Here is an 18,992-nt window from a genome sequence, read left to right on the forward strand (position 1 = left end):
AGCAGATGACGTTGACCAAAGTCTTGTCGCTTGTGACCTGCGTGCTGATGCTCAGTGTGTTCGTCTCCACACAGATGATCACTGACCAAGCCTAACACATCTACAGCGACCTGGGCTGGCTGTCGCACGTGATCGGCGAGCAGGGCTATGTCGCGACGTACCAGTACGACGCAGTCGGCAATCTGTTGTCCCTCACCCGCAACACGGGTGGGGTGGGTGCCCCGATTACTGTCATCGCGATGTTTCAGATTCTCTCCGGATGGTGATGTCTCCCGCTTGTCAGATGGGTCCCTCACCCCTTCACACACCGCACATTCGTCTGTATGCAAGGACACGAAGAAGCGTTGCCTTTTCTACGTGAGCTCCATAAGATACGGTCTCATTACCCACCGGCTCCGCCACAGGAACTCCGTCGAAGAGGAAGGCCTATGTCTATGCGGTTGAGTGACAAGCTTCCGGCATTGTTCCAGTCCACTGTCAATCCCGTTCTCGATGCTCTGAATCAGGCTCAGGTCATTGAGCGGCTGTGGGCCAAGGACCATCGTGTTTGGAAACCCGATCCAAAGGAAATCACAGACCGGCTGGGCTGGTTGACGGTGCAGGACCAGATGCGTCAACAGCTGGGACAACTGCAAGGCTGTGTCACCGGCGCAAAGGGTCTAAACATCAAGGATGTCGTGCTCCTGGGCATGGGAGGCAGCAGTCTTGGGCCGGAAGTGTTCCGTACCGTGTTTGGATCGCAGAAGGGCTTCCCGCGTTTGTGGGTTCTTGACTCGACCATTCCTGGCTGGGTTCGGCAGGTCACAAAGGCTATTTCCCCGACGCGGACTCTCTTTCTCGTGGCCAGCAAGTCCGGGGGCACCATCGAAGTGATGTCGCTCTTCGCGCATTTTTGGAACGTGGTGACGAAGGCCAAGGGAAATCATGGAGGAAAGCAGTTTGTCGCGATCACTGACCCAGGCACGGGCTTGGAGAAGATGGCGCGGGACTATGGATTTGGAGAGATCTTTACCAACCCGGCTGATATCGGTGGACGCTATTCTGTGCTCTCTCTGTTCGGTCTTGTTCCTGCCGCGCTCCTTGGCGTCGATATTGTTAAGCTCTTGGATCGGGCAGTCGATATGGCGGAACAATGTCGCCAGCAAAAAGCCGTCGAGACTAATCCGGGAGCCTATCTAGGCGCAGCCATGGGCAGTCTTGCCAAGACTGGACGTAATAAGGTGACGGTCATTGCGTCACCGTCGCTCGCGACGTTCGGGCTCTGGGTCGAGCAACTTCTTGCTGAAAGCACGGGCAAAGAAGGTACAGGCCTCATCCCCGTCGCACGGGAACCAGTCTTGAGGCCACGAGCCTATGGAACCGACCGCTTCTTTGTCTATCTCAAACTCAAAGGAGACAAGAATCTGGCGCTGGATCACGCGGTTCACGCGCTCGTCAAAGCTGAACATCCGGTTCTCCAGTTCAATCTTCGCGATCGGTACGACTTGGGGGCGGAATTTTTCCGGTGGGAGTTTGCGACGGCGATCGCCGGACACGTACTCGGTATTCACCCGTTCGACCAACCGAATGTCCAGGAGAGCAAAGACAACACGAATCGAGTGCTCGAAACTTTCCAGTCGACGGGGCGGCTACCAGAGCAAGCGAGCAGCCAACCTAAAGAAGCCGCGACAGATTTGTCTCGTCTGCTTCAGCCTGGAACCTATGTGTCCGTGCTTGGGTACACAACGCCGTCGCGCCCACTCGAAGCAGCCGTCGGGCGTCTCCGCCGAGCCCTCATGTCAAAACACCGAGTGGCGACGACATTTGGCTACGGGCCGCGCTATCTGCATTCCACGGGACAACTCCACAAGGGCGGTCCCGATACCGGTGTCTTCCTGGAGTTAGTGGACCGGATGGCGCCCGACATGCCGATTCCCGGAAAGCCGTTCTCGTTTGGAACATTGGCGAATGCGCAAGCAACCGGTGACATAGAATCACTCCGCGCACACCAGCGTCAGGCTGTTCGTGTTCAATTAGGCCGTGACCAAGCCGCCACGGTGAACGCCATCGCAGCGGCGTTAGCGGGGGCAGCATCATCCGGACGTCGTACAGCCTCAAAGAAACGTCGTAAGGTCGTTCGCCGCTGATATGCCCGTCATCCCGGACATCCGCATCGCAGCCGACCTGCATGAATGGTCGCAGGAGGCTGCGGCTTTCATTATCTCGCTCGGTGAGCAAGCCATTCGGTCTAAGGGTCGGTTCCTCATGGCCCTCTCCGGAGGATCCACCCCCAAGGCGCTCTACCAGGTCCTGGCCGTTCCCGAGTGGAAGGCACGGCTTGATTGGTCACGTATTGTTTTCTTGTTCGGTGACGAACGCTGCACCCCGCCTGACCATCCGGAAAGCAATTTCAAGATGGCTCATACCTCGCTGTTTCAACCGCTCAACGTTCACCCAGATCACATTTATCGGATGAAAGGTGAATATGCAGACCCAACGGCTGCCGCTCAAGAGTATGAGGAGACCATTCGAGGACTGACCCAAAGTCCTCCACCAACCGTGCCGCTCATTGATCTCGTCCTGCTCGGCCTCGGAGACGATGGACATACCGCATCGCTCTTTCCCGGAACGGCAGCCCTGCGGGAAGACAATAGGATCGTCACGGTGGGCCATGCGCCCACTGGCGTCAAGTCTCGCCTGACATTGACTCTAGGTGTCCTGAATCATGCAGCTGTGGTACTGTTCCTCGTGACGGGCTCGGGTAAAGCAGAGATGGTTCGCAGGGTTCTCCAGCAGGAGTCTGAGGCGGATCGGTCTTTGCCGGCGGCGAGGATATCGCCGGAATCTGGTCGACTTGTGTGGATGCTCGATCACTCGGCCGCACAACAGCTGAAGACGATGCCGTCACATCGAGGGAAGTCATGATTCTCGCCGGGGACATCGGAGGAACGAAAACCAACCTGGCGCTCTACGATTGGACCGCCGAGCGAGTAGAACCGCTGCGCCTGGAAAGTTTTCACAGCGGTGATTACACATCGCTGGAAGACATTCTCGTCGAGTTTCTCGCACCACCCAGACCGCCGTCCCGAGCAGACTCATTGGAGACCGAGGAAGGGAGCCAGAGTCAACAGGCTGAAGAGCGCCCTGCTGAATCCATGAAGCTGACGGCTGCCTGTTTCGGCATAGCGGGGCCGGTTATTGATAATCGGTGCCAAACAACGAATCTCCCATGGATTGTCGACGGATCAACTATCGCCAAACAGTTCGAGATCCCACGCGTACAGTTGTTGAACGACCTGGAAGCCACCGCCTACGGAGTTCTGTGGTTACGCTCCGACGAACTGGAAGTGTTGAATGCAGGCCATCCCCCGAAAAAACGACAAGCCCTTGCGCTGATCGCCGCCGGTACGGGACTGGGGGAAGCCATCCTGTTTTGGGACGGAAAATCCTATCGCCCGATGCCGTCAGAGGGGGGCCATGCGGATTTCGCACCGAACAATGACCAGGAAATGGATTTGCTTCGCTATTTACGAGGGCAATATCTCCATGTGAGCTACGAGCGGATCTTGTCCGGACCAGGTTTACATGCCGTGTATGAGTTCTTGCGCGACACCAAAAAGAATGAGCCGACATGGCTGGCGGAAAAAATCAAGGTCGGCAATCCGGCGGCGGAAATTGCCCAAGCAGGTCTGCAAGGTCAAGCCGAGATTGCTAAGCAAGCATTGGAACTCTTTGCGACGATTTATGGAGCGGAAGCCGGGAACCTTGCGTTGAAGGCCCTCTCGCTCGATGGAGTGTATGTGGGCGGCGGCATCGCCCCGAAACTCATCACGAAACTTCAAGATGGCGCATTCATGAAAGCCTTCACCAATAAAGGCCGGTATAAGCGCTTGATGACTCACATCCCTGTGAAGGTCATCATGAATCAGCAGACGGCTCTGCTCGGTGCCGCATCTGTTGCGGCAGCCCTCTCGCTCGCGTCCATGCCATGACTTCGGTCAATCTCGATCATCTCAAAAAAGCGGCTGCCTTAAAAGCGAGTGAATTCGTCCGCAACGGCATGGTCGTCGGCCTGGGGACAGGATCCACGGCAAAACATCTTCTGGTGGCGCTCGGAGAGCAGGTCAGGGCCGGCATGAAGTTGCGAGGTGTGCCGACGTCGCAAGAGACTGCCGCCCTCGCCATGCAGGCCGGCATCCCGCTTATCGACTCGGAAAATCGATGGGACATTGATGTGGCGATCGACGGGGCCGATCAGGTCGATCCCCGTTTCAATCTGATCAAGGGTGGGGGAGGGGCGCTCTTAAAAGAAAAGATCGTGGCCGCCTCGGCGAAACAATTTATCGTCATGGTCGACCACACCAAACAGGTCTCGGTGCTTGGAGGGGTCTTCCCGCTTCCTATCGAGGTCATTCCTTTTGGGTGGGGCAATACCGCGCGAGCGATTGAAGCCATGACCAAAAGCCGTGCGGTGCTTAGAGAGCGCAACGGGGCTCCGTTTACAACCGAGGCTGGGAACCTGATCGTTGATGTGCATATCGATCACATCAGTCAGCCGAGTGAACTGGAAACAGCATTGAATCTCATCCCCGGTGTCGTGGAAACGGGGCTCTTTGTCGGTCGAACGGACGTGTTGATCGTCGGCACGCCCCAGGGCGTTCACACTCTCCATGCTCCCGAGGCATGAGCCCTTACTCAGCAGACGAGAGCTTCTACGGGTCCTTGGTCGACGGACTCGCTTCCTTCTGACCGTCCCAATAGCGTATACACTCGTACCATTCGATTTCACAGACGCTTCAATAACGACGAGACCCCAAGGTGAAGACATGAGTGTTGATATTTCAAGCAGCAACGATCCGTATCGGCTCCCGCGACATGTGATGCCGACCCGATATGACCTCCGGCTTGAACCGGATCTCACGGGCGCAACGTTCACCGGCCGGGTGACGATCACGATCATGGTCAAGCAGATGACGCAGACCATCCTCTTGAATGCCGTCGATCTCGCGCTTCAGTCAGCGGTCGTGGAAAGGCCGAATCGGCAGCCGTTCAACGCATCGATTGAATTAGAGCAAAAGACACAACGGGCCAAGCTCTCGTTTCAGGAGGCCATTGATCCAGGCGAATGGAAGCTCGCCATTTCGTTTGAAGGCGCATTGAACGATCAGCTCCGCGGGTTCTATCGAAGTACCTACAAGGATGCGTCGGGGACCACGCAGACACTTGCGGCCACGCAATTCGAAGCCACCGATGCGCGTCGAGCGTTTCCCTGTTGGGATGAGCCTGATTTCAAGGCTGTCTTCGCCGCGACACTCGCGATCGATCCACACCTCACCGCGGTGTCGAATACGGCGGTGGTTTCTGAATCGATGGAGATCGACAAGAAGATCGTCCGTTTTGCCGACAGCATCATCATGTCGACCTATCTGGTGGCCTTCATCGTGGGGCGGATCGAAGCGACGACGCCCGTCTACGTCGGGAAGACGCCGCTTCGACTCTGGACAATTCCGGGGAAACAGCCACTCACACCATTCGGACAGGACATTGCCGCGGCGTCGTTGAAGTTCTTCGAAGACTACTATGGCGTCCCCTATCCAGGAGATAAGCTGGATCTCCTTGCCATCCCGGATTTTGCCTCAGGGGCGATGGAGAACCTGGGCGCCATCACATTTCGGGAGACAGCCTTGCTGGTGGACGAACGCACGGGAACCCACGCAGAGCTTGAGCGGGTGGCTGATGTGGTGGCCCACGAAAATGCGCACATGTGGTTCGGCGACTTAGTCACGATGTCCTGGTGGAACGGATTGTGGCTGAACGAAGCCTTCGCGACGTTCATGGAAATGCTGGCGGTCGATGCCTGGAGACCGGAATGGAAGCGGTGGGAGAGTTTCAGTGTCGCCCGGGCGGCTGCGTTTTCCGTCGACGGACTTATGAGCACCAGGCCGATTGAATTCCCGGTCCACGCGCCCAAGGATGCGGACGCCATGTTCGATATCCTGACCTATGAAAAAGGCGCGTCAGTCCTTCGGATGCTGGAACAGCACATCGGGCCGATCGTGTTTCGTGATGGAGTGCGACAATACCTTCGCACCCATGCCTATGGGAATGCCGATACCAAGGATTTGTGGACCGCTCTTGGCTCGGTCGGTCACCAACCGGTCCCGGAGCTCATGAACGGCTGGATCTTTCAGCCCGGTTTTCCCTTGATCACGGCAGACCTGCAAGGTCAGGAGCTACGGCTCTCGCAACAACGATTCACCTATCTCGCACCAGAGCCGGCATCGGAGCGATTGTGGCAGGTTCCGATCCAAGTCCGTCTGACCGTTGGAGATCGTACGGAACATCGCAAGCTGCTTCTGGCGGAACGGGAAGCGAGTATCGACCTACCGGCCGGCGTCACCTCCGTCTTTGTCAACGAAGGAGGGCATGGGTTTTATCGTGTCCGCCATCAGGGGTTGCTCCTAAAGCAACTACTCGAGCAAGGCCTCGAGCACCTGGCGGTCATTGAACGATTTGCGCTCGTCAGCGACGCCTGGGCCGCCACGATGGCCGGGCTCACGCCGCTTCCGGAGTACCTCCGACTCACCAGGCATTTTACGAACGACCGGGACAAAAATGTCTGGGCCGTGTTGCTGGACTCATTCTCCTTCCTAAACAAGATCATCTCGCCGGAAGATCGGTCAACGCTGGAAACATTTGTGCGTGGCTGCATACAGCCGGCCATCAACGAGTTGGGATGGAATGCGATGCCCGGCGAATCGGATCTCCTGCGGCAATTGCGTGGAGACCTGCTCGGCGCCATCGGGAAGCTCGGCAACGACGCGGCGACGCAGCAAGACGCAGCGGATCGCTATCATCGATATCGAAAAGATCCGACGACCGTCGATCCCAATATCGTGCCGGCGCTCGTCGCCATTCTGGCCCATACGGGGGACGAAGCTCGCTACGACGAATTCTCAGAACGCTATCGCACGGCTTCCACCCCTCAGGAGGAACGCCGGTACCTATTCTCCTTGGCGGTATTTGCTCTCCCCTCCCTAGCAAGGCGCACATTGGAACGAACGACCAACGGCGAGATCCGCACTCAAGATGCTCCGTTTGTCGTCGGGGCATTGCTGACCAATGTCTACAGCCGAGACGTCGCGTGGGAATTTGTGAAGACGAATTGGGATCGAATGGATCGGCTGTTCCCGAAGCAGGGCCTGAGGCGGATGTGCGGAGGAATCGCCGGTCTCGCTACCCCGGAGTTGGAACGGGACGTACGAAGCTTCTTTGCGTCACGTAAGATCGATCTAGGCGGTAAAACCCTTGAGCAGTACCTGGAACAGCTCCGCATAGCCGTTTCATTCCGTGAACGGGAAGGACGCACGATGCGCACCGCGCTTGCCAGTTCACTCCAAGAATGAAACGCAGTTAATCCGTTTTCCCACATGCGCACGCGATATGAGGGGCTGATTCTTGGCACTCATGATCGCACAAGCCTGTCATCCATCTGCGTAGACAACATCTCGCTCCTAGGGACATTGGCACGCACTGCCCGAAACATGCCAAAGCGACACAGCCCTGCCCCAAATGCCATACGCATTAACAGGAACGTGGGCACTTCTCGCAATGATTTAATCAACCCGATCACGCCAAACCGAACAAGCCCCGCCGGACGGACAATTCCCTGCCGGATCGAATCGAGCCATGAGGGTAAGGTTTCGGCAGTCCAATCTGCTGTGGTGACTTCACCCGCCACCAGCCCAGTCGCCTCCAGTAATTCTGAAAACCCCTCAATGCTGGAAAACGCCGGATGAGCCCACTGATCCAGCAGTTGCCGCATCACTTTCTTTTCCCAAAAATTGAGTGGAACCCGGCGATCATCACGCTGATTCCAATCGGCAACCACCAGAATTCCGCCCGGTTTCAGCACGCGCAAGAGCTCTCGAGCGAATTGTGCCTTATCCGGCATGTGCGGTCCTGCCTCGACCGACCAGACCACATCAAAACTGGCATCAGAGAACGACAGTGCCAGCGCATCATCGACCTGAAAGCGGGCATTCACCTCTGGGGAGGTCAGTTCTTGAGCACGTCGGACTTGCTGAGGGCTGAGGGTGATTCCTGCGACAGCGAAGCCATAATCTCGCGCGAGGATGCGACTGCTGCCGCCGATGCCACAGCCCACATCTAACACCGTCGTCCCGGAAGGAAGCTTGTCTAACCCACCCCAACGCACCATTTCATGCACAAAGTCTGACTTGGCTTTGAGAAAATCCTTTTTGCGGGGCGGAGAGCCATAGTGTCCCAGATGGATATGCTCGCCCCAGTAGAACTCGAGAATGCCGTCATTCGTCCAGTCATCATAGGAATGGGCGACAGAATCGGCAGACTGATATGTGCGGGGAAGTAGCCAGTACAGCACTAATCCGATCAGCAGCAAGACCAGGAGAAGGACGATCGCCCATAGGAAAATGTTCATCATTCGAATGTCTGAATCAACGGGATTTCGTCGACATTATGGCCGATACAAAGAAGTGACACGAGTAACCTAGGAAACACCCGCCGTGCTCTCTTGATACGCCGACGGAGGCAAAAAGCGGCGTAGAGTAGCCTCGAAAATGCTGCTAAGTCAATGCGAAGGGTATTCGAATCTCTGGCGATGCCCGATGACGGGCATGCCCACGGGCCGGTGACTATTCTCCAATGGTCGTTCGTCCGCGACGATCAACCACGTCCTCCAAACTCGCGGCGAACGGAGTTAGGATGAGAGCCGGATTCACACCCACATATGTTATTCGAAATTCGGGGACATTCTGGAAGCATCGTTGAAATGGATGCCGATGTGATCTCTTCACGACATCTGTTGCAAGCGGAACTCATAGGATTCAGAAGGAAAGAGCCGGGATCCCCTCTCCAACGTAAGTACCAGCTGATAGGCATATTCACTTGGTTGTCGCGGCCACTGCATCTCGTTACAATCAACGAACCTACTATTTGGAAAATCCAATGTCTGAGCTCCACTGTCCGACCTGCGGAGCGAGCAAAATCCGCCTCGCGGCCAGAAAATCTATTTCCGATGTGCTCCTGAGTGGTCTTACGATTTATCCGTTTCGGTGCCAGCTCTGCGCCGATCGCTTTCGAACCTTCCTCGGGCGCCGCACACCCAATCCTCGTCGCAGCTTCGATCGTGTCGAGGTGTCCTTCCCGGTCTGGTTTAAATCGCGCCGATCCTCAACATTTTCCGGCCCTGGATATGAGGGCGTGATTGATAATCTGTCGATTCGTGGATGCCGAATTCGTTCCACGGCTCCGATGAGGATTGGCTCACGCCTGGAACTGGAATTCCAGTATTCGGACAATTCTTTCCCGGTGACGATTGAGGAGGCAGTTGTCCGCTCCATCGCCGATGGCGCGATCGGGCTGCGCTTCACCAAACTTCATCGAAGCGATGAGCGGCGCATTCGCCAGCTCATCGATGTCTGGTTGCCCGAACTCCTTCCCGCAAGCAACTAATCGCGAACTGTGTGGGTATCTAGGGCATGCACAGCTATTCCTGTCGAAGCACCGCCAATGGCGGCTGACCGAGTAATCGGTAAGTGCTAAGAAACCCGACCAGCATAGTCAGCATGATTGTGGCCACGAAGCCTATCGCAAGGGTGGTCGGTTGCAGGCTCCAGGAGAGATCGAACACACTCGCAAGCACGGCCCAGGACAAGGCACTGGCCAATGCACATCCCAGCAACCCTCCCAGTGTTCCCAGAAGCGCGTACTCAACGGCAAAGGAACGCGCGATCATGCTGCGAGTCGCTCCCAGGGCTTTCAGAATGACTGATTCGTACAACCGCCGATAGCGTGTCGCCGCCAGAGCCGCCGCCATCACTAGACCTCCGGACAAGACACAGAACAGGGCCACGGCTCGGATAGCCAGCGAGAGCCGATCGAGCACCCGTGCAAAACTGTCGAACACGTCGCCGATATTGATGGCCGTCACATTGGGAAATGAGGCCACGACGGCCTGCTGGAGGGCCACCTCTTCGGACGGCGTCACGTGAACGGTCGCGACATAGGTGTGTGGGGCTCCATCAAGCGCGCCCGGTGAAAAGATCATGTAGAAGTTCGTGGAAAAGTTTCCCCACTCCACTTGTCGAATGCTGCTGATCTCTCCCGTGATGGGTGTGCCTTGTATATCCAGCTCAAGCGTATCTCCGACGGTAAGACCGAGTTGTTTCGCGGCATCTTCTTCGATCGAGATCAGCGGTTTCGTAAAGACTTGTCCCGGCTTCCACCAGTCGCCCTGAACGATCTTATTGTCCTTAGGAAAATCCTGGAGGAACGTCAGGACGTATTCGCGCGTGAGGTACCACTTCTTTCGCCGTTCTTCCTTCTGAGCCGCTTTCTCCTTTTGGTCTTCCTCTTCCGATGTCGCCTCAATTTTGATTGGCGTCCCCTTCAGGCCGGCGAGCCGGGACCGTACCAGCGGCGTCAACCGAGGGTTTGGATCACTCGACCGTTGGCGCAGGAGCGTCGTCATCCCTTCTGCCTGATCAGGTTGGATATCGATGAAGAAAAACGTCGGGGCGTCGGTCGGCCGGTTGTCGCCGACTTGCGCAAGGAGCGAGCGCTCGACGAGCGACACGGTCGTCACGACCATGACGGCGATGCCGATGGCAATCGTGATACTCACCGCCTGACTTCCTGGGCGTAAGACATTGCCCAGCGCTTGACGAAGAACAAGAGCCTCAGGTCGAGGCCATTTCTTCAGGGCCATGAGCACCCCACGTGCCGACGTCCCCAACAGCACGACCGCCACCGCAAAGGCGAGGATGAAGAGCAGGCCGACTTTCCAGGAATTCGCTTGCCACACCGACAACAACGCCAGCCCCAAGCCGACCCCGACCGATGTAACGGCCTTTGCTCGGTCAAGCCCTTTCCAGAACATCCACCATCGGGTTGGGTTCGACTCATTGGACAATGCCAGTGGGGTAACCTCACGGCGAAAAATCCGAGCCGGTTTGACGTCACGGATCGTCAGTAACGGCCACAGTGTAAACAAAAGTGTCGAGAGTATGCCCAAGGCCAATCCCTTGGCCAAGGGCGCCAGGGGAAGCTCCAGCCCTCCCTGACTGAATCCCAATTGGTCGAGGAGGTCCGATGCCATCAATGCGGCGATCACCCCTGGGAGGCTTTGCTGGAGGAGCACACCGATCCCAAGGCCGACGAGACTTCCCACCAACCCGAGGATTGTGGCCTGGAGCACGTAGGTCTGAATAATCGTCGAGGACTCCGCGCCCACGGTCTTCAAGATCGCGATGGTCTGTAACTTTTCACGGACAAAGGCATGCACCGACGTGGCGACTCCCAGCCCTCCAACGAACAGCGCCGTCAAGCCGATCAAGCCTACATAACGGGTCAGCTGTTCCAACGACTGCTTCAGTTGGGGCTGTGCGTCTCGGTAACTGGACACGCGGGCAGCGTCCGGCGCAAGTCGTCCTCTCAGCTCGTAGAGCAGCGGGTCAGGCGCCATCGTGTTTGGAATTTTCAGAAGATATCGTTCGCGAATCCTGCTGCCCAGCTTGATCAGCTCGGCCGCGTGCAGCCCTTCTCGTGACATCAGGACGCGAGGACCAAGACTGAAGGCATTGGCCATGCGATCCGGCTCCGTTTTAACGATGCCGGTGATGATGAAGAGCCCTTGTCCGATCCTGAGTTGATCTCCCACCGTGAGCCCCATCCTGATCAACAGAGACTCCTGCACCACCACGCCAAAGCAAGTTCGACCGGGGCATCCGTGCGTCTGTTGCCGAAGCAGTTCCACCAAGTCGCTGCTCGGTTCAAGTCGCGGTAATCCATACAGCGGGTACTGTGGCTCAACGGCCTTCAACTCTATGATTTGCGTCGGCTGTCCACTCCCGGAGGATCCGGCTCTCGCCGCCATCGCCACGAGCTCACTGACGTGTGTCAGAACGATCCCACGTTCGCGCAATGAGTCCAGCACGTCCCGGCCTTTCGGACTTATCGGGCGAGCGAGTCGAATCTCGAGATCACCCCCGAGAAGTCCTCGTGCTTCTTTTGTCACCGTATGCTCGATCTGCGTTCCAAAAAGGGAGACCCCGGTCAAGGCTCCGACGCCGATCGCAATACAGACCAAAAAATAGAGAAAGTGTCGCCATGCGGCGCGTGTTTCTCGCCACGCCATGATGAATACGAAAGAAGTCATGACCCGAAGGTGGGGAAGAGGTCCAAGGATGATCGATCGGCGGAGGACGCCTGCTCTGAACGTGGCGAGGTTGCCGAGGAGTCGTCGAGGAATTCCGCACCCCTGGTCATGTTGTCGGACTCCAGGCGTCCGTCTCGTAGCGACAGGACACGCTGCATCGATGAGGCCAGTGCTGCATCATGTGTCACCAGCACGAGGGTGGCGCCGGAATCACGGTGAAGCGAGAGGAGCAACTCGATGACATGGGCACCGGTGGAACTGTCGAGATTCCCCGTCGGCTCATCCGCCAATAAGATAGGCGGGCGACAGGCAAAAGCCCGGGCCACCGCGACTCGTTGTTGTTCGCCCCCGGATAGCTGAACCGGATAGTGCCCCATCCGGTCGGACAATCCGACTGCGGCAAGCAGTTCCGCCGCCCGATCACCGGCTCGACTCATGCCGCTGAGCTCCAGGGGAACCGCGACGTTTTCGATTGCGGTCAGAGTCGGAATAAGATGAAACGATTGAAAGATATAACCCACCTTTTCGCGCCGGAAGCGGGCCATCCGGCTCTCAGACATAGTGGTGATGTCTATCCCGTCCAGTTGAATAGATCCGGCGGTTGGTCGATCGAGGCCGGCCATCAACCCAAGCAATGTCGACTTTCCGCTTCCTGATGGTCCTACAATGGCCACCGTCTGTTTCGCCGGGATTTCAAAGGTGATGCGATCGAGGATCGTGACGGATCGACTTGCCGCGGCCAAGACCATCGAAATATCTTTCACGGTGATCATCAAAGACCCTGTCCGCCTTCTTAGATAAAAGAATCAGGAATGATATTATACTGTACGGAGTCGGTGATCGTGTATTGCCTCATATCATAATCGCCTATTCACCGATGAAACGATTTCATAACATACTCGTGCCGGCCTTCTTGATGTTGCTTTGGCCGCTCACGTCGGGAGGAGCCTCCTTGTCGGCATCGGACAACAGGCCCCGTATCGTCGCGTTTGGAGACAGTCTCACCGCCGGATTGGGGGTGCAGGCCGATGAATCCTACCCGGCTCAACTCCAACGCCAACTCGATAGCCTCGGCTACCACTACCGGGTGATCAATGCCGGTGTCAGCGGTGACACGACGGCCGGCGGCCTTCGACGCGTACCCTGGATTCTCAATAACAAACCTGACCTGGTGATTCTCGAATTGGGGGCGAACGACGGACTCCGGGGGCTTCCTGTCGATCAAACAAAAAACAATCTCCGTCAGATCATCCGACAGCTACAGGCAGCCGGTACGACGGTTGTTTTGGCTGGGATGAAGCTGCCGCCGAATTATGGAGAGGATTACACGGCAAGCTTTGAAGCCATGTACCGGCTGTTGGCCAAAGAAAGCCGGCTTCTCTTCATCCCCTTTTTCCTCGAAGGGGTTGGCGGTTCATCCTCGCTGAATCAGGCTGACGGCATTCACCCAACCAAGGAGGGATACGAAGTCATCGTGGAGCAGGTGCTTAAAGTACTCAGGCCAATGCTGAACGAGGGGACACACAACCCCATGCCCGCTCACAAGCAGGGTTGAACATGAGGTTGTTCGTTCAGAACCCGCAACCGGTGAAGACAAGGCGACGTTAGGCGGGTCGACGCGGCACTATTCCTTACGACTTCTTAAAAAACGTGTCGTAGACGCCGTACGCCAGAATCGCCCCAATCATCGTATAGTATATACCGGTGACTCCGCTGTAATCTGGAGCCCCTCCTCCTTCTGGAGCGTTCGCTAACGCCGGTAAAGCCTGGATCAGTACGGTTCCCGTTAACAGACCTGTTCGTGAAAGTAGCCGTCTCATCTCTGCCCCCTCCTAAATTCGCAGACGAAAAATTGGCGCTGATTTTACTGGATGTGGATTGGGAGGCGCAAGAGGATACCAGCCATGAGAGAATCGACGAGGGGAACGTGGCAACTTGCAATCAGTGGGGGGGTAGCACAACGGCTGACTGAAGCGCTTCAGCCACCTCTTTAAATGAGCCGACAAGCTTCTCGAGCTGAGAGCCCTTCTGCTGCATATCACCCGTCACCGCCCGCATTTGTCCGATGTGCCGCACGATCTCGGTCGTCAACTCGCTGACTCTGGCCAACACCTCCTTGTAGGAGATCACTTCCCGTTGAAGTTCCTGAGTGGCGGCATGCGCGGCATTGCTCTCCCGCAGAGAGGCCTGGAGTTGTTGTGTCAGTTGTCCCACGTCAGCGTCGCGGTCTTTCAACTGAGATTCGAGGTTCGTCATGACCTCTTCATTTTCCCTGCGTCGCTCATCAAGGTTCCTAATTGTTTGGATCCACGTAAGGGCTGCTCCGTGACCGAGCGCGGGCGGACTAGGTAGCGGCTCTTGCCGCTCAAGAGCTTTCGTCGCAGGTTCCAGCCATTCCAGAAACACCATGACCTCGCTGAGCTTCACGTCGGGTGTGGACGAGTGCGGGGTGGTCTTTTTCCCATTCTCCGAAGGGCCGACCGGAGACGTCGCGACCGACTCCTTCACAGGCCTTGGCTTTCGTGATTGCTTGGGCTGGGCCCATCGCTGATATTCCAGTAATACCGCGATGCAATGGCGGCACATTGGCTCTTCGAGAAGCGTGCAGGAACATTTCGAGACGAGGTGGCCGTCTTTCAAACGGATGGTCTGCTCGTACAGCCCCGCATTCCCGATGACGGCAGACGTGATTTGGGAATCATCGGCTTCGACGATACGGACGCGATTCGCAGTCAAGTACTGATGGGCGATTTGAAAGGACGAGGCATCCGAAACGGCCTGGATCATTTGCGGATCGAGCAAGCCGAGTCGTTCAGCGCTGCAGAGAATTTTCTTTTGCATTTAGGTGCGAAGATCTCTTGCCCTGCCACCGAGCATCATGATGGGCTCAGTGTGACGAGCGATGTGAATCCTGTCAAGCAATGGACGGTTTTGTCTTGCCCTCGCAGAGTGTTGAAAAACAGCCGGCGGCGTCCCCCCCTCGACGAAGCGCTTCGCGCAGGCAGATCGCATCGCTCAGAGGCTCAACGTACGGCCTGGCAAACGCCTGTTCGCACGGGCGATAGGTCGGCGGGTGAAAAAGTCTACGATTCACCTCTTCGCTCGCTGAGGCTTATTGCACAGCTTTTTTGAACAGCCTGCGAGCGTACCGACGATCTGTAAGTGGAAAGCGCTGCGATAATCCTACCGGCAGGGTTTGGCCGGATTGGCTTTGCCCGTGGGTGTCAGCCAAACATAATCCGCAATGAATTCTTGCATGAGAGCCTGAATCTCGGCTGTTTTAGCAGGCTCGAACGATGTCATGTAAATTGTGGTCTGTTTGACGTCACCTCCCAGGCGTCTGGCGACTCGCTTCGGCACGGGGAGGTTGAATTGAACATGGCCACCTCCCGTGTAACTCACGATCATACGACGGGGGCCGCCGTTTTCGCGGCGAAATTCCTCTTGCGCGATAACCAGCGTTCTTGCCATGCCCTCATCCCGGACCATTGATGCCTCGTACATGGTCCGGAAGTGCTCCTCGCTTCCTCCGTGGCACCGTCTCAACTGATCGACGATCTTCTCGCGGTATGGGGGATCGTCGATGATCTCATCCTGTAGGATTCCCCACGGGGCCCATTCAGGCTCTTGCTTGGCTTGGTCAAGGCCCTGTTTGACGACGCGACGAATCAAGGGCTTGGGTGGGTTCATCGCCCGGACAGATAAGCGTCGGTCTCGCGCGAATGTCACCAATGGGGCGTAATCTTCAAACGCGCCACCCCAATTCTGTTTCCAGCGCACCTGTTCCAAAAACTCGCTCGTGACGGGCTGATCAGTCGCGACATAGGCGTCGAGCGCCGGTTGCCCGTCCCAGCCGAACATCTCCATTCCAATGGTGGGTTCAATGCCATCGGCCACCAAGTGCTCCAATACTTTGAGCGCGGCTTCGATATGGTAGGGATTGTGGTGTTCCTCTCCCAGATAGACGATGTCGGACCGTTCCAGGTTATTGATCAATTCTGAAAACGAGAGCACGCGGCCGGTGCGAGTGTCGAGAATTTGCCAAGGTTGCCATCCCTCATCGGCGGTGGACCGGAGGCTGCCGTCGCGCTCAGCCGCACAACCGATCGGAAATGCCAGCAGACCGACGAGCACGAGCAGCAGGACGCTCGATTGCCAACCTAGAGAATCCGTAGATAGAAATCGCATTCGCATGAAACCACTCCTATCATACCCCATGAGCATGAACAAGCAGGCTTGACGCTATAGTTTGAAGATTACTATGCTCCTCACCTTGAACTCCAATCGACACCCTCTTCTACACATGACGTTGAGACTTCGATGAGTCCCGACCTGCTTGCTGGCTTCCGCCGGATTGTCAGTATTCGTGCGCGCCGGTTTCCGGAACAATGGGAAGCCTCAAAGAAGTTGATGGAAGATGCCGTCTTTTCCTCTACCCTCACACGACTCTGTGAGGCCGTTCAGCGCGCAGACCTTCCGGTTTCAGTGAAAGAGACCTTGTTGCGTCTCTTCGAACGGCCTGTGCCACGGCGTGTTCAGGATCTCGACCGAGAGTGCCTCAAGTCCATCACGGGCCTTCCTCCGGCCAAAGGCCTACGCGCGCTTGCCGTTTTTTTCGAGTTGGTGCCTGCAGCCGCCGCGAAGTGGCCCGTGACTCACGTGTCGAGTGAGGAGGTCGAAGACGCCGTACGGCAGTTGGGCAATCCATTTGATCTCCTTCGCCGCACTGATGTGGCGTCTGTGTTGGAGATCGGTGCCGGGGATCTTTCGTTTGCCGAGGAGTTGGCTGATCTGTACGGCCCCGAGCTCAATCAGTCACATCGCCCGTTCGTCATCCACTGCCTGGACCGGCTCGACCCTGGCTCTCAATTGGGCGGTCCGCTCCATGCGAATCCGGAAAGGCTGAAGAAGTTGCAGCGGAAGGAGGAGGTGTCCTTCTCCTTCTTCGGCAACCAAGACATGTTCAACCTTGGCGATCTGGATAAGTCGGATTTGCTGGCCCCACGATATACCATCGCCGCCTGTTGGGCACCAGCCACACCGACTTTCGCCTATGAGCCGACCAGGCTCTCTGAGGCCCTCATTCGGAACGAACTGGAGCGTACCAAAGGCGCCTTTTATCAGACACGTTTTGGAAAAGAACAAGCGCTCGAAGTCCGGCATGCCGGCCGCGCTCTCCTCTTCCCGCCATGGAAGTTTGAGATCGTCGGCCCACTTGCTCTCCTGGACCTGCTCGCCCGTCGCGGATCCCTGTGTGTGCTGGGATCAGTGGATGCGCAGGTGTTTTGGGAGCTCCTCGCGCAGCTGCTGGAGGCGCCACGCTATCGCCCGCCAGACGAACTTTTCCACTCCGCCAATCTGCCCAAGATCTTCGGCGAGGTCTATCATGCTCTGGCGGGTCTCGCGATCGGCGACTCCATCGATTTGGCTGAGGTGGCAGCCCTTCGGCGTCACTATCTGGGATCAGACGCATCCCCGGTGCCGGATGGCATTGTCGGTCATTTTCGGTATGTCCGCATCAGCCGAGGCGCCATCTTCCCGGGCACTCCTGCGAGCAGCACCGCACGGAAGTTCTCGTCCATGACCGAAGAAGTTCCGCCATGGTTCATCACATTGGTTCCCGCATAAGCCTAGTCTAAGCCTCCGTGCATGATGACCCATCGTAGGGGCGCAAAAAGCTTGAATAAATTGACCGTCTCCAGGCCCTTTGTTAGACTTCGATCGTGTTCGATCACCAGCCAATCCTCCAACGCCATCCCACGTCGTAGACCATCATGAATCCAACGGGAATCATTCAAGCCATCCAGGAAAATATTGCGCGGGTGATCAAAGGTAAACCGCAAGTGATCGAAATGAGCATTGTCGCGCTGCTGGCCCGCGGGCATCTCCTTCTGGAGGATGTGCCAGGGGTTGGAAAAACAACGCTCGCGCATAGTCTTGCGAGATCGCTCGATTGCTCCTTCAAGCGCATTCAGTTCACGAGCGATCTGCTTCCATCCGATATCGTGGGCGTCTCGATCTTCAATCGCCAGAAACAAGCCTTTGAGTTCATGCCGGGCCCGATTTTCGCCAACATCGTATTGGCGGATGAAATCAATCGAACGACCCCGAAAACACAAAGCAGCCTTTTGGAGGCGATGAGCGAAGCGCAGATTTCATTCGACAATAAAACCTATCCCTTGAATCAGCCCTTCATGGTCATTGCAACGCAGAATCCCGCTGAATACCATGGCACGTTTCCCCTTCCGGAGTCGCAGCTGGATCGGTTCTTGATGCGGCTTCGCATCGGCTATCCCTCGCCGGAGGAAGAGAAAAAGGTCCTCGACCGACCGCAATCGCTCCATCCGGCCGAACAACTCCAACCGTTGTTGGCGACTCATGATGTCCTTCTGCTCCAAGAACAGGTCGATCGCGTTCTCATGGAGGAAAGCATTACGGACTATCTTTTGGCCATTGTCCAACGCACCAGGCAGTCGGAGCTCTTGTCATTGGGGGTCAGTACCCGAGGAGCGTTGGCGTTGAGTCGGGCCGCCAAGGCTTTGTCGCTCGTCCGCGGTCGGACCTATTGTCTGCCGGATGATATTAAGGAACTGGCCCCCATCGTGTTGTCTCACCGCATTATGGTGGCCCGCGCGCAGGGGTTGCGTCAGCGAAGTTTTGAGCAAGCTGAGCAGATCATTCAGGATTTGGTCGACTCGATTCCTGTTCCCGTCTAGATCATCCCTTCATCTGTGTCCCGGCGCGGAGTTGGTGGTACATGCTGCGTCAATCTCCCTCCTTCCTTCACCGAATGTTTCGCCACCGGTCGACGAGC

Annotated in this window: 16 protein-coding genes and 1 pseudogene; 11 read left to right on the top strand and 6 right to left on the bottom strand. The window is 56.8% G+C overall.

Going from position 1 to position 18,992, the window contains the following annotated elements; translation table 11 throughout:
* The first annotated feature begins 128 nt into the window (after window positions 1-128).
* From COMA2_RS06995 to COMA2_RS07020, 6 genes are all read left to right on the top strand, one after another.
* Window positions 129-266: an RHS repeat protein gene (locus COMA2_RS06995; protein ID WP_175304443.1), complete on the top strand. Its 138-nt coding sequence runs from the start codon at window positions 129-131 to the stop codon at window positions 264-266.
* Window positions 267-428: 162 nt separating this feature from the next.
* Window positions 429-2,126: a glucose-6-phosphate isomerase gene (locus COMA2_RS07000; RefSeq protein WP_245630909.1), complete on the top strand. Its 1,698-nt coding sequence runs from the start codon at window positions 429-431 to the stop codon at window positions 2,124-2,126.
* 1 nt (window position 2,127) lies between these two features.
* Window positions 2,128-2,904 (top strand): 6-phosphogluconolactonase, encoded by a 777-nt coding sequence (gene pgl / locus COMA2_RS07005; RefSeq protein WP_090895885.1) that lies wholly within the window; start codon window positions 2,128-2,130, stop codon window positions 2,902-2,904.
* Entirely contained in the window at window positions 2,901-3,971 is a 1,071-nt protein-coding gene (gene glk, locus COMA2_RS07010) for a glucokinase (protein WP_090895886.1), read from the top strand. Before pgl ends, glk begins: the two co-directional genes overlap by 4 nt.
* A complete protein-coding gene (gene rpiA / locus COMA2_RS07015; protein ID WP_090895888.1) occupies window positions 3,968-4,666 on the top strand; it encodes a ribose-5-phosphate isomerase RpiA in 699 nt (232 codons plus the stop codon). The genes glk and rpiA overlap by 4 nt, the downstream gene beginning before the upstream one ends.
* Window positions 4,667-4,805: 139 nt before the next feature.
* Entirely contained in the window at window positions 4,806-7,385 is a 2,580-nt protein-coding gene (locus tag COMA2_RS07020) for a M1 family metallopeptidase (protein ID WP_175304444.1), read from the top strand.
* Between the two features lie 59 nt (window positions 7,386-7,444).
* On the opposite strand, the gene COMA2_RS07025 is transcribed toward COMA2_RS07020, so the two are convergent.
* On the bottom strand, window positions 7,445-8,443 hold the full coding sequence (locus COMA2_RS07025) for a methyltransferase domain-containing protein (RefSeq protein ID WP_090895890.1): 999 nt from the start codon (window positions 8,441-8,443) through the stop codon (window positions 7,445-7,447).
* Window positions 8,444-8,623: 180 nt separating this feature from the next.
* Between COMA2_RS07025 and COMA2_RS21290 the strand changes: the two are divergent.
* Together COMA2_RS21290 and COMA2_RS07030 are read left to right on the top strand one after the other, a co-directional pair.
* Window positions 8,624-8,812: pseudogene (locus COMA2_RS21290) on the top strand (hypothetical protein); the annotation flags it as partial.
* A gap of 155 nt (window positions 8,813-8,967) precedes the next feature.
* The gene (locus COMA2_RS07030) at window positions 8,968-9,474 is read left to right on the top strand and encodes a PilZ domain-containing protein (protein WP_090895891.1); all 507 of its coding nucleotides are present in this window, start codon (window positions 8,968-8,970) and stop codon (window positions 9,472-9,474) included.
* 34 nt (window positions 9,475-9,508) lie between these two features.
* Here COMA2_RS07030 and COMA2_RS07035 read toward each other — a convergent pair whose 3' ends face one another.
* Together COMA2_RS07035 and COMA2_RS07040 are read right to left on the bottom strand one after the other, a co-directional pair.
* Window positions 9,509-12,157, bottom strand: coding sequence for an ABC transporter permease (locus COMA2_RS07035; protein ID WP_175304445.1), 2,649 nt, complete (start codon window positions 12,155-12,157; stop codon window positions 9,509-9,511).
* Window positions 12,158-12,174: 17 nt separating this feature from the next.
* The gene (locus tag COMA2_RS07040) at window positions 12,175-12,951 is read right to left on the bottom strand and encodes an ABC transporter ATP-binding protein (protein WP_090895895.1); all 777 of its coding nucleotides are present in this window, start codon (window positions 12,949-12,951) and stop codon (window positions 12,175-12,177) included.
* Between the two features lie 179 nt (window positions 12,952-13,130).
* Here COMA2_RS07040 and COMA2_RS07045 point away from each other — a divergent pair, with 179 nt between their 5' ends.
* Window positions 13,131-13,733 (top strand): arylesterase, encoded by a 603-nt coding sequence (locus tag COMA2_RS07045; RefSeq protein ID WP_245630910.1) that lies wholly within the window; start codon window positions 13,131-13,133, stop codon window positions 13,731-13,733.
* Between the two features lie 386 nt (window positions 13,734-14,119).
* On the opposite strand, the gene COMA2_RS07055 is transcribed toward COMA2_RS07045, so the two are convergent.
* From COMA2_RS07055 to COMA2_RS07060, 3 genes are all read right to left on the bottom strand, one after another.
* Window positions 14,120-15,019 (bottom strand): SWIM zinc finger family protein, encoded by a 900-nt coding sequence (locus tag COMA2_RS07055; protein WP_090895898.1) that lies wholly within the window; start codon window positions 15,017-15,019, stop codon window positions 14,120-14,122.
* 73 nt (window positions 15,020-15,092) lie between these two features.
* Window positions 15,093-15,272, bottom strand: coding sequence for a hypothetical protein (locus tag COMA2_RS19740; protein WP_139077156.1), 180 nt, complete (start codon window positions 15,270-15,272; stop codon window positions 15,093-15,095).
* Window positions 15,273-15,361: 89 nt separating this feature from the next.
* The gene (locus tag COMA2_RS07060; RefSeq protein ID WP_175304446.1) at window positions 15,362-16,372 is read right to left on the bottom strand and encodes a ChaN family lipoprotein; all 1,011 of its coding nucleotides are present in this window, start codon (window positions 16,370-16,372) and stop codon (window positions 15,362-15,364) included.
* 126 nt (window positions 16,373-16,498) lie between these two features.
* Between COMA2_RS07060 and COMA2_RS07065 the strand changes: the two genes are divergently transcribed.
* Window positions 16,499-17,806, top strand: a complete 1,308-nt coding sequence (locus COMA2_RS07065) for a hypothetical protein (protein WP_090895902.1) — start codon at window positions 16,499-16,501, stop codon at window positions 17,804-17,806.
* A 146-nt stretch (window positions 17,807-17,952) separates the two neighbouring features.
* Window positions 17,953-18,894, top strand: coding sequence for an AAA family ATPase (locus COMA2_RS07070; RefSeq protein WP_139077160.1), 942 nt, complete (start codon window positions 17,953-17,955; stop codon window positions 18,892-18,894).
* Window positions 18,895-18,992 lie beyond the last annotated feature (98 nt).

The organism is Candidatus Nitrospira nitrificans (assembly GCF_001458775.1).
GTDB classification, from domain to species: domain Bacteria; phylum Nitrospirota; class Nitrospiria; order Nitrospirales; family Nitrospiraceae; genus Nitrospira_D; species Nitrospira_D nitrificans.

Bases quoted from the DNA above. Each gene is read 5' to 3' on its own strand.
- COMA2_RS07040 (WP_090895895.1), bottom strand. From the start codon at position 12,951: ATGATCACCGTGAAAGATATTTCGATGGTCTTGGCCGCGGCAAGTCGA.
- COMA2_RS07000 (WP_245630909.1), top strand. From the start codon at position 429: ATGTCTATGCGGTTGAGTGACAAGCTTCCGGCATTGTTCCAGTCCACT.
- COMA2_RS07065 (WP_090895902.1), top strand. From the start codon at position 16,499: ATGAGTCCCGACCTGCTTGCTGGCTTCCGCCGGATTGTCAGTATTCGT.
- rpiA (WP_090895888.1), top strand. From the start codon at position 3,968: ATGACTTCGGTCAATCTCGATCATCTCAAAAAAGCGGCTGCCTTAAAA.
- COMA2_RS07060 (WP_175304446.1), bottom strand. From the start codon at position 16,372: ATGCGAATGCGATTTCTATCTACGGATTCTCTAGGTTGGCAATCGAGC.
- glk (WP_090895886.1), top strand. From the start codon at position 2,901: ATGATTCTCGCCGGGGACATCGGAGGAACGAAAACCAACCTGGCGCTC.
- COMA2_RS07035 (WP_175304445.1), bottom strand. From the start codon at position 12,157: ATGGCGTGGCGAGAAACACGCGCCGCATGGCGACACTTTCTCTATTTT.
- COMA2_RS07020 (WP_175304444.1), top strand. From the start codon at position 4,806: ATGAGTGTTGATATTTCAAGCAGCAACGATCCGTATCGGCTCCCGCGA.
- COMA2_RS07025 (WP_090895890.1), bottom strand. From the start codon at position 8,443: ATGATGAACATTTTCCTATGGGCGATCGTCCTTCTCCTGGTCTTGCTG.
- pgl (WP_090895885.1), top strand. From the start codon at position 2,128: ATGCCCGTCATCCCGGACATCCGCATCGCAGCCGACCTGCATGAATGG.
- COMA2_RS07055 (WP_090895898.1), bottom strand. From the start codon at position 15,019: ATGCAAAAGAAAATTCTCTGCAGCGCTGAACGACTCGGCTTGCTCGAT.
- COMA2_RS07030 (WP_090895891.1), top strand. From the start codon at position 8,968: ATGTCTGAGCTCCACTGTCCGACCTGCGGAGCGAGCAAAATCCGCCTC.
- COMA2_RS07070 (WP_139077160.1), top strand. From the start codon at position 17,953: ATGAATCCAACGGGAATCATTCAAGCCATCCAGGAAAATATTGCGCGG.